The following is a 12955-nucleotide window of genomic DNA, read 5'->3' on the forward strand; positions in this document are numbered from 1 at the left end:
ATGGAAGGAGCCCGAGTTTCCGGCTGGAAACAAGCCATCAACCAAATGGCCGTGGCCTACCCCGACCGCTTCGACAAATACCTATAAACCTAACCCCACACACAAACAACTTGACACGCTCTATCCAATCGGACAAATCGACTTCACGACTCCTGATAAAATTACTTGGCCGACTCTTGAAAAACACGAGGTCTATCTCCATACGTTGGAAGAATTACTCGAGTACAGCCAACAAGCCAAGAACAGTGATGATTTTTGGCTGAATGCTGACTTCATTGAAAATTTGAAGACTCGAGGAAATCTTGCGGAGTAAAGGAACCTCGCGAAAGCGCCGATCTTTTTACTGCTAACTAAGACTTCACCCACCACAAGGTGAACTGCGCTTATCTGGGTGTTAAAAGGTGGAGTAAGAATGCTCGGCGGTGCGATTGAGTGAAACCTGGATGGCGCGATCCGCTTGAGGAAGAGCGCGCTGGGGGCAATGCTCGCGCGGGCAAGCGGTACAACCAGGGCCGATAGGGGTGGCGGCGGATACGTCTAAATTAAGCGCATCGGCGTAGACAATGCGGTCGGCCTCAGAGATATCGCAGCCTAAGCCCACGGCGAACTCTTTGCGAGGGGTTCCCCAAGATTGTGCGGTTCCTTGCACAAAGCGACCTATCCACAGGTAGGCGTGACCGTCTGGCATGGCGGCTACCTGGCGGGTGATGCGATTGGGCGTCTCAAAGGCGCGGTGGACTATCCATAATGGGCATGACCCGCCCGAGCGGGCGAAGTGGAAGGCGGTGGAGGATTGGCGCTTGGAGATATTCCCAGCGCGGTCGGTGCGGATGAAGGAAAAGGGCACGCCGGTAAGGCCTGGGCGCTGGAGGGTGGCCAGGCGTTGTGCGGTGGTTTCGAAACCGGTGCCAAAGTAGTTGCACAAAAGGTCGATATCGTAGCGGGTCTTCTCAGCCATCGACAGGAACGGTTGATAGGGCATGGTGACCGCGGCCGCGAAGTACTGTGCAAGCCCTAAGGTAGCTAGTTCTTGCGCCTCGCCGGCAGGAAGCTCGGAGACGAGGTTATCGCAGACATCGCGGTAGGCGAGCAGGCAGTATTGGAGCGCCATTTCAAAGACCAATTGGGCTTCGGAAAGGCCGTCACGAAGCGCAAGCTCCCGGGTGTCTGGATCGAAGTCGCGGCGTGGCCCCGGCCGGGAAAAGCGGACGGTAACGCCGAGGTCCTCGTGCATGCGGGACGCTAAACGGCCGCGGCGTAGCACCCGGTCACCGAGCTGGCCGGCGAGCTCTTCAGCTAGGACATCGAGCTCATGGATGTAGTTATGGGCGTCGTAGAAAAAATCACGGACAAGCTCAAAAGGGGAGCGCTCCCGCGCTGGGGCGCGGGTGGCGACGTCGACGAAGCGGGGCATGAGCTCCGGAAAGCGCGAGGCTAGGTCGGCCAAGGACTCTTCGGCGGCGTCGGGAAAGATGCGGCGCAGGTCGGTGATGGTGCGCGTATCGCGGTCGTCTGCGAAATATCCGGGATCCACATTGAAGCGCTGGGTCAGCTGCATGAGCACGGTGACGGTAAGCGGGCGTTGATCGTTTTCGAGCTGGTTGAGGTAGCTGGTTGATAGTCCCAACTGTTTGGCCATCGCTACCTGTGTTAGCCCCCGCTGCTTGCGCAGTGCATGGATTCGTGCCCCCGCATAATGCTTGGTCATCGCTAGTTCGGCCACCTTTCGCCGCCGTGAACAGAAGAAACCACAAGGTTTGCAGATTCCACTGAATCGTTCCGCTAGATTACACACACCCTACTTATAGCGCAGAGCACATTCAAGCATTTAGTGTGATGTGAGACGCACCGCAGAGTGAAGGAGGACCCATCTAGTGAAGAAGCACGAGGTACGCACCCATAAATCCGCCGAGGAATTTCCCTATGAGGAACACTTGGCATACAAGGTGGCAGAAGTGGCCGCGGACCCCGTAGAGGTCCCAGCTGAGACCACCGACATGATTATTAACCGCATTATCGACAACGCAGCTGTGGCTATGGCCTCCGTGGCACGGGGGCCTGTAACCTCCGCCCGCACCATGGCGCAGGCACACCCGGTAAGCGAGGGAGGTTCCACTGTATTTGGTGTGGATGGAGCCTACTCGGCCGAATGGGCCGCCCTAGCCAACGGCACAGCGGTCCGTGAGCTGGACTATCACGACACCTTCCTCGCCGCTGAATACTCGCACCCAGGGGACAATATTCCGCCGCTTCTTGCTACCGCGCAGCACAAGGGCCTTAGCGGCCGTGATCTTATCCGCGGCATCGCTACCGGCTATGAAATCCAGGTCAACCTCGTTAAGGGAATTTGCCTGCACGAGCACAAGATTGACCATGTAGCGCACCTCGGGCCCTCCGTGGCCGCCGGCATCGGTACCATGCTCGGTTTGGATAGGGACACGATCTACCAGGCGGTGGGTCAGGCGTTGCACACCACGACCGCCACCCGCCAATCCCGCAAGGGACTGATTTCTTCCTGGAAGGCCTATGCCCCAGCCTTCGCGGGAAAAATGGCCATTGAGGCCGTCGACCGGGCGATGCGTGGCGAGGGCGCACCGGCGCCCATCTGGGAAGGCGAGGATGGGTTCATCGCGTGGATGCTGCACTCGCCGGAGCGCACTTACTCCGTCCCGCTGCCGGAGGACGGCGAGCCAAAACGAGCCATCTTGGATACCTACACCAAGGAACACTCGGCCGAATACCAGGCCCAAGCGCCCATTGATATGGCCTTTGCATTGAAGAAAACCCTGGCAGAAAGGGGACTGAGGACAGCGGATATCGAGTCCATCGTTCTGCATACCTCGCACCACACGCACTATGTCATCGGTACCGGTGCCAATGATCCGCAAAAGATGGATCCCTCTGCTTCCCGGGAGACGCTGGATCATTCCATCATGTACATCTTTGCCGTCGCCCTTGAGGACGGCGAGTGGGACCACGAGGCTTCTTATGCTCCCGAGCGTGCCAACCGCCCGGAGACCATCGAACTTTGGCACAAGATTTCCACCGTCGAGGACCCCGAGTGGACCCGCCGTTATCACTCCAACGACCTTTCTGAAAAGGCCTTTGGCGGCAAGGCTGTGATCACTTTCAAAGACGGCACGGTGGTAGAAGATGAGCGCGCCGTTGCTGACGCCCACCCGCTTGGTGCCCGACCCTTTGCACGCGAGCAATACATAGAGAAGTTCAGAAAACTCGCAAACGGCATCGTGGATGAAGCCGAACAAGAGCGCTTCCTCAACGCCGTCCAAAACTTGGAAAATCTCACTGACCTTACCGAGATAAACGTGCGGGTGACCGATGCTCACCTCGCCGCCGCACCCCAGAAACCGGAAGGACTCTTCTAATGGCTGGACTATTTGGCTCTATGAAAACTCCCGCGGAAAAGCGCCAGCAATTCCGCGCCGACCTTGAATCTGGCACCATTACCCGATTGCCGGGCGCGTTCAATCCCCTGACCGCGCGCCTAATTCAGGATATCGGTGGTTTCGGCGGAGTTTATGTCTCCGGCGCGGTGCTGGCCAATGATTTGGGCCTTCCCGATATTGGCCTGACCACCTTGACTGAGGTGGCGCAGCGTTCGGGCCAGATTGCCCGCGCGACGGACCTGCCCGTGCTTGTCGACGCCGACACTGGCTTCGGCGAACCCATGTCCGCCGCCCGCACCATAGCCGCACTCGAAGACGCAGGCCTAGCCGGATGCCACCTTGAAGACCAGGTCAACCCGAAGCGCTGCGGCCACCTCGATGGCAAAGAAGTGGTGGACACAGATATTATGCTCCGCCGTATTAGTGCCGCGGTCAACGAGCGGCGCGACCCGAACTTCATTGTTTGTGCCCGCACCGATGCCGCAGGAGTCAATGGCATCGATGACGCCATCGACCGTGCAAAGGCTTACGCCGATGCTGGTGCGGACCTTATCTTCACTGAGGCGTTGTATCAGCCAGCAGACTTTGAAAAATTCCGCGCCGCTGTCGACACCCCGTTGCTGGCAAATATGACCGAATTCGGCAAGACCGAGTTGCTTTCGGCGCAACAGCTAGAAGACCTCGGCTATAACGCAGTCATCTGGCCTGTCTCCACCTTCCGCGTGGCTATGGGCGCCACCGAGGATTTCCTGCGGGATATGCATGAAACCGGCTTACAAACTGACTGGCTCGAGCGCATGCAACACCGTTCCCGCCTTTATGAGCTGGTGCGCTACGAGGAATACAACGACTTCGACCAATCCGTTTTCACCTATTCCAAAGACACCTACCGACCAACCTTCGAAAGCTAAGGAGAATTCCCACCATGTCCGATAAGAACCAGACCCCCGAAATCCGCAAGGGCCTGTATGGCGTCGTCGTCGATGAGACTGCCGTGTCCAAGGTCGTCCCTGAGACCAACTCGCTGACCTACCGCGGCTATCCCGTCCAAGAGCTTGCCCGCTATTGCTCCTTCGAGGAAGTGGCTTATCTGCTGTGGAACGGCAAGCTACCGGGGCAGGAATCCCTCATCCGTTTCTCTGCCCGCGAGAAAGCCCTGCGCCACTTGGAGCGCCATGTCATTGACCTCATTATGTCCATGCCGCTGTCGTGCCACCCAATGGACGTCCTGCGTACCGCCATTTCCTATATCGGTTCCCAAGACCCAGAGGAATACACCAAAGACTCTGAACATATCCGTCGCACCGCGCTTGAGCTAATGGCCAAGATTCCCACGATCATTGCTCTCGATATCCGACGCCGCCGCGGCGAGGGCTACATCCAACCTTCTCGCAAGAAGGGCTTTGCGGAGAACTTCCTGTGGATGGTCTTCGGTGATGAGGAAGGCTCCCCAGCTACCAACCGCGCCGATATCGAGGCCTTTGATAAGTCCCTCATTCTCTACGCCGAGCACTCATTTAACGCCTCCACCTTCGCTGCCCGCGTGGTGACCTCCACCATGTCCGATACTTATTCCGCCATCGTCGCGGCCATCGGCGCGCTCAAGGGGCCTCTGCATGGCGGTGCCAACGAGGCCGTGATGAAAAACTTCCTGGAGATTGCCGATCCTGCCAAGGCAGAAGAGTGGACCAAAAAGAAGCTGGCGAACAAGGAATTGGTCATGGGATTTGGTCACCGCGTCTACAAAAACGGCGACTCCCGAGTTCCCACCATGGAGGCCGCCTTTAAGGAGCTGGCCGAACAACATGACCAGACCCAATGGATTGAGATGTACGACATCATGGCCAAGACGATGGAGGAAAATACCTCGATCAAGATCAAGCCTAACCTCGATTTTCCCGCTGGCCCTGCCTATCACATCTTGGGTTTCGACATTGAATTCTTCACGCCAATCTTTGTGATGGCCCGCATTACCGGTTGGACTGCGCACATCGTAGAGCAGAACGAGAATAACTCGCTTATCCGCCCGCTATCCGCTTATAACGGCGAGGAGCAGCGTTCGGTTCCGCCGAAGTCCTTCTAAAACTCACAAGCTCCCCCTCCTCCAGAGACAATTTTCATTCTCGGGGTGGGGGAGTAGCCGTTTTCCACGGATAGTCTAAGGCTGGACTCGCCGCGCTAACTGATGCATCACCAGTGAGAAAACGATGACAGTCAAAGCCGAGAAGAAGAATAAACCTGGCCAAGGGGCGCCGATGTGGACAGTCCCTAGGCTATCAATAAGAATTGCCAGCAGGAGTGCTGCTGCATAGAAGCCGACAAGGATGCCAACAATAAGCAAGAACCGGGTGAACAGAGAACGTTGTTTGGCGCTACTGACCACTAAGCCGATGAAAGTGCCGATGTATCCGGTAAGTAGGTGGCCACAAATAAAGCTTCCCAAGGTCGCGACTCGAGCGAAGAGAGGCCTGAGACCGGAACTGCCAGGAGAGATAACCCACGACGAGTACATGTCTACGCCAGCGCGTAGCGCGACATAAAATGTCAGCCAAGCAATGGCGCCGAATACGAACGCGGCTAGCCATAGGGTCGCGTGCATGCTCATCAGCCACTGCTGTGGGCGCATTCCCAGTCCACGAAGGGCCCGGTATTCAGTTGCGGTGAAGGCGCAGTAGAGGCCCCAAATGAATACGGCGAGAATTCCCCAGCCAGCAGGGTTAGCGCTAATCGTTGTTGGGTCGGTGGGCAGGAAATAAGGCACGCTCCACAGCAATGCGACGATAATGCAAACGGCGATAAAGGTCTTTGTGGCGTTGAGATTAAAGGTCTTAAGCAGTTTCATGGCTAGGACTCCTCTTGTGAGGTGCGGGTGGATTCATGGGCGCGGGAAACAAGGGAATCAATGAGCTGGCCGTCGTCAAGGTAGGAGACGGTGATTTGGGTGGCGTCCACGGTATCGTCCGGAAACGGCACCGGGGACCAAGCATTAACTTTGGTGGTCGAGCCAAGCGAGGATTGGTGGAGTGGGAGGGCGTCGGCAAGCGCGAGTGCTTGCTCGACGTCTTTGGTGCTGCCCGTGAGCACTGGGTAGTGCGGCCGTTGGGATTCAAGATCGGTGGGCTTATTGACTGTGCCGTCGTGCACGGTAATGACCTGGTCAATTAAACCCACGAGATCTTCCGCCCGGTGCGAAGAGAGCACGAGTAGCCAATCCGGGGTGGCCGCGGCATGGGCGATGATGAGCTCACGCAGGCGCGTGCGCGTCGGCGCATCCAAGCCATTGAAGGGCTCATCGAGGAGGGTGACCGGTGTGCGCGCCGCCAGGGCAGTGGCACAGGCAACCAGTTGGCGCTGGCCGGTGCTTAAAGAGCGGTTCTTGCTGCGCTTATCGACGCCCATCTTATCCAACAGTTCCTCCGCATACCCCACGTCGAATCCCTCACGTACGTGCTCTGCGGCGCGCAGGTGCTGGCGCACGGTGGAACCGGAAAGCAAGATATCGGCGCCGGTGCGCGCTATCGCCACCTGCGAGGTATCGATGCTGCCCTTGGCGGGCAGGAAGCCGGCCACTGTGCGGAGGAGCGTGGTCTTGCCGGCGCCATTGGGGCCGATCAGCCCGTACATACCGGCGGTGAGATCGAGGTGCGGCACATGCAGGCGGTGCTTGCAGGTAACGTTCTGCAACTTAAGGTGCGTCATGATGGTCTCCTTCGGCTTCGATGAGGTCGGCGATGTCGCTGGCGCTTAAGCCCAGCGCGGCTCCTTCTTTGAGAAGAGGAAGGATGAAGTCTTCTCTCAGGGCTTCTTGGCGTTGGTGGCGGACCTTGTCGCGCGCGCCTTCGCGCACAAACATGCCCAAGCCGCGACGTTTTTCTAGCAGCCCTTCCTCAAAGAGGACGGTCAGTGCCTTTGCAGAGGTAGTGGGGTTGACGGAGTGGAAAGCCGAAAGCTCATTGGTGCTGGGGGCGCGTTCTCCCTCTGGGAGTTCGCCGGAAATAATCATGTCCCTGATTCCTCCTGCCAGCTGTTGATAAATAGGCCGAGTATCGCTCATAGTGCGGCCTCTCGTGCATGCGACATGTGATTCCTTCCCTGGTGTATGGGTTTACCACCTATGTGGGTAACCATATAGCCGGGGAGGCGTTTGGTCAACAACGGTTTACTTGGGTGCACAGGTGTCCCCGCTGCATATTTTGTTGAGGTAAAAATTTGCAAGATTTACAGAATAGCTAACCCTGTTATTACTGGTCGGACTGCAGAAACCACCCGTTCAACGGTTTAAGCGCTGGATAGTGTGGCAAACTCCGCTTGAAAATGGGCAGACAAGGAAGGTTTCGATCTCTAAACTGAGATACGGATCACCCAAGAGGAGGTGCTGTATCGCAGTACCTTCCGAGTTGAAAGGAACACAGAAGTGGCTAATCCCGCGCTTCCATCGTTCAAAAAGATTCTGGTAGCCAACCGTGGCGAAATCGCCGTGCGTGCATTCCGCGCTGCCTTTGAGACCGGGGCAAAGACCGTCGCGGTCTATCCTCGCGAAGACCGCAACTCCTTCCACCGCGCCTTCGCGGATGAGGCCGTGCGCATCGGCGCCGAGGGGCAGCCGGTCAAGGCATACTTGGACATTGATGAGATTATCCGCGCCGCCAAGAAGGCCGAAGCGGATGCCATTTACCCCGGCTACGGATTCCTTTCGGAGCGCGCAGATTTAGCCCGTGCGTGTGAGGACAATGGCATTAAGTTCATTGGTCCGACCCCAAGCACGTTGGACCTCACCGGTGATAAGGCTGCTGCAGTTAGTGCGGCAAAGGAAGCCGGGCTGCCGACGTTGCAGGACTCGGAGCCATCGACGGACGTCGATAAGCTGGTCGAATACTCCAAGGACTTTAACTTCCCTGTCTTCGTTAAGGCTGTCGCCGGTGGCGGCGGGCGCGGCATGCGCTTCGTGGAATCTGAGGATCAGCTGCGCGAAAAGGCGGCCGAGGCTTCGCGCGAGGCGGAGGCGGCGTTCGGTGACGGCAGCGTGTACCTAGAGACCGCGGTCATCAAACCGCAGCACATCGAGGTGCAGATTCTGGCTGATAGCCAGGGCAATGTGGTGCACCTCTTCGAGCGTGACTGCTCGGTGCAGCGCCGCCACCAGAAGGTGGTAGAGATTGCGCCGGCGCCGTCGCTGGATTCCGAGCTGCGTGACCGCATCTGCCAGGATGCGGTGAAGTTCTGTGAGCACATCAATTACGAGGGCGCGGGCACCGTGGAATTCCTCGTCGATGAGCGCGGCAATCACGTCTTCATTGAGATGAACCCGCGTGTGCAGGTGGAGCACACCGTGACCGAGGAAATTACCGGCGTAGATATCGTCAAGGCCCAGATGAATATCGCGGCCGGCGCTTCGCTGGAAGATATTCACCTCGCTCAGGACAAGATTTCCATCACCGGGTCTGCTCTGCAGTGCCGCATTACCACCGAGGACCCTAATAACGGTTTCCGTCCGGATACCGGCACGCTGACTGCGTATCGTTCGCCGGGCGGCGCTGGCGTGCGCTTGGATGGTGCAACCTCCGTGGGCGCAGAAGTATCGCCGAACTTCGACTCCCTGCTGGTGAAGATGACCTGCCGCGGCGTCACTTTCGAGCAGGCCGTGCAGCGCGCCCAGCGTGCGCTCAACGAGTTCACCGTCTCCGGCGTGGCCACCAATATCGGCTTCCTGCGCGCCCTGCTGCGCGAGCCGGACTTCACCCAGACCCGCGTGGACACCGGATTCATCAATGCACACCCGCATCTGCTCAAGGCTCCGCCGGCAGTCGATGAGTCTGGTCGAATCCTCGAGTACATCGCGGAGACCACCGTTAATAAGCCCAACGGTAAGCGTCCGACGGCTCTGCGTCCGTTTGATAAGCTTCCCGAGCTGGACCTTTCCGAGCCGCTGCCGCGCGGTTCCCGTGATGATCTGCTCGAGTTTGGTCCGCAAAAGTGGGCGGAGAAGATCCGTCAGCAGAATGCGCTGATGGTTACGGATACCACCTTCCGCGACGCCCACCAGTCCCTGCTGGCTACCCGCGTGCGTAGTACCGCCCTGGTTTCTGCAGCCGAAGCCGTAGCCCGCATGACCCCGAACCTGTTCTCGGTCGAGGCATGGGGTGGTGCAACTTATGACGTCGCCATGCGCTTCCTCCACGAGGACCCATGGGTCCGCCTGGACATGCTGCGCGAGGCTATGCCGAACCAGAACATCCAGATGCTCCTGCGCGGTCGCAATACCGTGGGCTATACCCCGTACCCGGATTCGGTCTGCCGCGGCTTTGTCCAGGAAGCAGCAAAGTCCGGCGTGGACGTCTTCCGCATCTTCGATGCTCTTAACGACGTCTCCCAGATGCGCCCCGCCATCGATGCCGTCCTCGAGACCAATACCACCGTTGCTGAGGTGGCCATGGCGTACTCCGGTGACCTTTCGTCGCCGAAGGAGAACCTGTACACGCTGGATTACTACCTCAAGCTGGCCGAGCAGATTGTAGAGTCCGGAGCCCATATCCTTGCCATCAAGGATATGGCCGGTCTGCTCCGCCCAGAGGCCGCCTCCAAGCTGGTCATGGCGCTGCGCAAGGAATTCGATTTGCCGGTCCACGTGCACACGCACGATACCGCCGGTGGCCAGATGGCTACTTACTATGCGGCCGCATTGTCCGGTGCCGATATTGTCGACGGTGCCTCCGCGCCGCTGGCAGGAACCACCTCGCAGCCATCGCTGTCGGCGCTTATTGCGGCTTTCTCCCAGTCCAAGCGCGATACCGGCATCGACCTGCAGGCGGTTTCCGATCTCGAGCCGTATTGGGAGGCCGTCCGCCAGCTCTACGCCCCGTTTGAGAACGGTATCCCTGGCCCGACCGGTCGCGTGTATAAGCACGAAATTCCGGGCGGCCAGCTGTCCAACCTGCGTGCCCAAGCCGTTGCCCTTGGCTTGGCGGACCGCTTCGAGGTCATCGAGGACACCTACGCAGCAGTCAACGAGATGCTGGGCCGCCCGACCAAGGTCACCCCATCCTCCAAGGTTGTGGGCGACCTCGCCCTTCACCTTGTCGGTGCAGGTGTAGACCCTGCGGACTTCGCTGCCAACCCGACCAAGTTCGATATTCCGGACTCGGTCAACCAGTTCCTCCGCGGCCAGCTCGGTACCCCTCCAGGCGGTTGGCCGGAGCTGCGCGATAAGGTGCTCGATGGCCGCGAGGAAACCGGCGCCAAGGTGAGCGAGGTTCCTGCGGAAGAGCAACCGCATCTGGAATCCGATAACTCGGATGAACGCCGTGCCAGCCTGAATCGCCTGCTATTCCCGAAGCAGTTCGAGGAATTCAACGAGTTCCGCCGCAAGTACGGCAACACCGAGGCACTGACGGATACCACCTTCTTCTATGGTCTTACCGAAGGCGAAGAAAAGGTCGTCCACTACTTCCCAGAGGACTCCACCGATCGCGCTGACCTCAAGCAGGTCGTAGTGCGTCTCGACGCCGTGGGTGAGCCGGACGAAAAGGGCATGCGTAACGTGGTTCTCAACGTCAACGGCCAGATCCGCCCGATGAAGGTCCGCGATGAGAACGCCGAATCCACGGTCGCTACCGTAGAAAAGGCCGACCCCTCCAACGAGGGCCACGTCGCCGCACCATTTGCTGGTGTGGTCAACCCGACCGCCAAGCCTGGCGACGAGGTTAAGGCCGGCGACCAGATCGCGGTCATCGAGGCGATGAAGATGGAAGCTTCCATCTCCGCTACTAAGGATGGTGTGGTCGAGCGCGTGGCCATCGGCCAGGCCACCAAGGTTGAAGGCGGCGACCTGATTGCCGTAATCAACTAACTGACGCACGCCAGCGCCCCGCTTCCTTCGCTCAATCCTCTAGGAAGCGGGGCGCTGTGCTATCTGCGGGTGGCTTTTCGCGATTTTCGTCCATATAAACCACCAAAACCGTCGACGAAATCGGCGGTTTATATGGACAAAAATCGTGATTCAGTGTGGAGTGCTAAAATTTTCAGCCTAGTAGGGAAGGCAGCGCTATTGAGCCGACTAGAACCAGAAGTGTGATGGCGAGGAATGCCTTGGCCTGCCAGCGGGCGAAGTTAAACGACACGCCGGTGCCGAAGCGCTTATCCACTAGTACCGCCGGATCCTCTGGGTTGTAGTACATCACGCCCCATTTATAGAGATGGTCATTGTCCGGTGATTCTTTGTCTTCATCGGGAAAGCGGATTCCACGCAGTTGCTCGGATAATTGAGATTGTTTGGAGAGAAGAAATGCAACCAGTCCGATGCTGCCACCGATGGTAAGAACCAACATCGTGATAACGGCGGCGCCGTTAAACCGCTGAAATTGCGGTACAGGGCCGGTTACTTGCAGGAAGGCCATGCCGGCACACACGAGCAGGGTGAGAACTCCCATTCCGGTGTTTGTGAAGGCGAGGTTGGCTTCATTGCGCAGTCGAGCTTTAATGCTGCGTTCTGAACGTGGGGATACCTCACTATGTGCGATAAAAGAGCAGATGATGGCGAAAAGCAAGAGCATTCCTAAGGCGATGAAGGAGATAGAAAATACGCTGCCGATATTCTTTTCGCTCCAATTATCCGCCTCCATGGAAGAATTCCAGTGCACTGGAACGGGGTCAGGAATATCCGACCAGTGGGAAGCGACGATGATGGCACCGGCCGCGATGCACAATAGGGAGGCGAGCATTGTTACCCACGGAAAAGTCGGCGTGGGGATGCCTTCGAATTCGGGTGTGCCATAGGCGTTGGTGGAAACACGAGCAGCGATGGTGGTTTCGACCTCGTCGAACCAATCGCCGGCCTTTTTCGCCGCGATGATGCGGCGGCGTTGAGAGATGTAAGCCCACAAGCCGCCGAGCGTCACCAAGAGGGACGGTACGGCGGCGAGTAGTGGCAATTTCCAGGCAAAGAGGGACAGAATTGTTGCCGCGATGCCGGAGCCCCAAGTACGGACCTTGTATCCAGCAAGGGCGGAGGTAACTGCACTATCGGAAAGGTAGGCCTTTGGCACGCGCACACCGAGCGGTGTGCCGGGCGAGGCAAGGGAGGGCGTTTGGGCCATAATCCAGGTAATAGCGAGAGTTGTGACGGCCATTAAGAGGGCGAAAATCATGACGATACTTCCAAGTGTTTAAGAGTGGAGCTGAGGTGGGTGTGGAGCTCATCTGGGCTAAAGCCTTGGGCACGAGCGAGCGCGACTACGCGGCCTAATTGCTCAGCTAGTTGTCTTTCTTGAGCCTCGGTGTGAGCGCCGGGTCTGACGATGGAGCCGGAGCGGCCGGCGGTTTCTACGAGGCCGTCAGAAACCAAGAGGTCGTACGCCTTCTTCACGGTGGCCGGGTTGATGCCTATGTCTTTGGCGACGCGGCGGACGGGGTCTAGCTTGTCGCCATCAGAGAGCTGGCCGCGAGCTATGGCCAGTACTAATTCATCGTGGATTTGTTGGAAGACAGGGACATCCGAATCGGGGTTGAGGTTAATAAACATCTGTCACCTCCTATCTTTGTTCTGTATTACT

At 58.2% G+C, this 12955-nt stretch carries 10 protein-coding genes and 1 pseudogene; 5 read left to right on the forward strand and 6 right to left on the reverse strand.

Annotated features, from left to right (window positions below):
- Positions 1-313 (forward strand): annotated as a pseudogene (locus MHY22_RS08110) (hypothetical protein); the annotation flags it as partial.
- 81 nt (positions 314-394) lie between these two features.
- On the opposite strand, the gene MHY22_RS08115 reads toward MHY22_RS08110, so the two are convergent.
- Positions 395-1708 carry a short-chain fatty acyl-CoA regulator family protein gene (locus tag MHY22_RS08115; RefSeq protein ID WP_239278879.1) on the reverse strand — a complete coding sequence of 438 codons (1314 nt, stop codon included), beginning with the start codon at positions 1706-1708 and terminating at the stop codon, positions 395-397.
- A 166-nt stretch (positions 1709-1874) separates the two neighbouring features.
- On the opposite strand from MHY22_RS08115, the gene prpD reads away from it, so the two are divergent.
- From prpD to MHY22_RS08130, 3 genes are read left to right on the forward strand one after another with little or no spacing between them, the layout of a single operon-like run.
- Positions 1875-3386 carry a 2-methylcitrate dehydratase PrpD gene (gene prpD / locus MHY22_RS08120; protein WP_239278880.1) on the forward strand — a complete coding sequence of 504 codons (1512 nt, stop codon included), beginning with the start codon at positions 1875-1877 and terminating at the stop codon, positions 3384-3386.
- On the forward strand, positions 3386-4318 hold the full coding sequence (gene prpB, locus MHY22_RS08125; protein WP_239278881.1) for a methylisocitrate lyase: 933 nt from the start codon (positions 3386-3388) through the stop codon (positions 4316-4318). The genes prpD and prpB overlap by 1 nt, the downstream gene beginning before the upstream one ends.
- Before the next feature lie 14 nt (positions 4319-4332).
- Positions 4333-5490: a bifunctional 2-methylcitrate synthase/citrate synthase gene (locus MHY22_RS08130; RefSeq protein ID WP_239278882.1), complete on the forward strand. Its 1158-nt coding sequence runs from the start codon at positions 4333-4335 to the stop codon at positions 5488-5490.
- A gap of 75 nt (positions 5491-5565) precedes the next feature.
- On the opposite strand, the gene MHY22_RS08135 is transcribed toward MHY22_RS08130, so the two are convergent.
- From MHY22_RS08135 to MHY22_RS08145, 3 genes are read right to left on the reverse strand one after another with little or no spacing between them, the layout of a single operon-like run.
- Positions 5566-6249: a transglycosylase gene (locus tag MHY22_RS08135; RefSeq protein WP_239278883.1), complete on the reverse strand. Its 684-nt coding sequence runs from the start codon at positions 6247-6249 to the stop codon at positions 5566-5568.
- Positions 6250-6251: 2 nt separating this feature from the next.
- The gene (locus MHY22_RS08140; RefSeq protein WP_239278884.1) at positions 6252-7106 is read right to left on the reverse strand and encodes an ATP-binding cassette domain-containing protein; all 855 of its coding nucleotides are present in this window, start codon (positions 7104-7106) and stop codon (positions 6252-6254) included.
- Positions 7093-7461 (reverse strand): GntR family transcriptional regulator, encoded by a 369-nt coding sequence (locus tag MHY22_RS08145; RefSeq protein WP_239278886.1) that lies wholly within the window; start codon positions 7459-7461, stop codon positions 7093-7095. Before MHY22_RS08145 ends, MHY22_RS08140 begins: the two co-directional genes overlap by 14 nt.
- Positions 7462-7821: 360 nt before the next feature.
- Between MHY22_RS08145 and MHY22_RS08150 the strand changes: the two genes are divergently transcribed.
- Positions 7822-11253: a pyruvate carboxylase gene (locus MHY22_RS08150; RefSeq protein WP_239278887.1), complete on the forward strand. Its 3432-nt coding sequence runs from the start codon at positions 7822-7824 to the stop codon at positions 11251-11253.
- A 172-nt stretch (positions 11254-11425) separates the two neighbouring features.
- On the opposite strand, the gene MHY22_RS08155 is transcribed toward MHY22_RS08150, so the two are convergent.
- Entirely contained in the window at positions 11426-12532 is a 1107-nt protein-coding gene (locus MHY22_RS08155) for a DUF1648 domain-containing protein (protein ID WP_239278888.1), read from the reverse strand.
- Between the two features lie 14 nt (positions 12533-12546).
- The gene (locus MHY22_RS08160; protein ID WP_179387448.1) at positions 12547-12924 is read right to left on the reverse strand and encodes a GntR family transcriptional regulator; all 378 of its coding nucleotides are present in this window, start codon (positions 12922-12924) and stop codon (positions 12547-12549) included.
- Positions 12925-12955: the final 31 nt, after the last annotated feature.

The sequence above is a fragment of the Corynebacterium sp. ACRPO genome (assembly GCF_022347205.1).
Lineage (GTDB): Bacteria > Actinomycetota > Actinomycetes > Mycobacteriales > Mycobacteriaceae > Corynebacterium.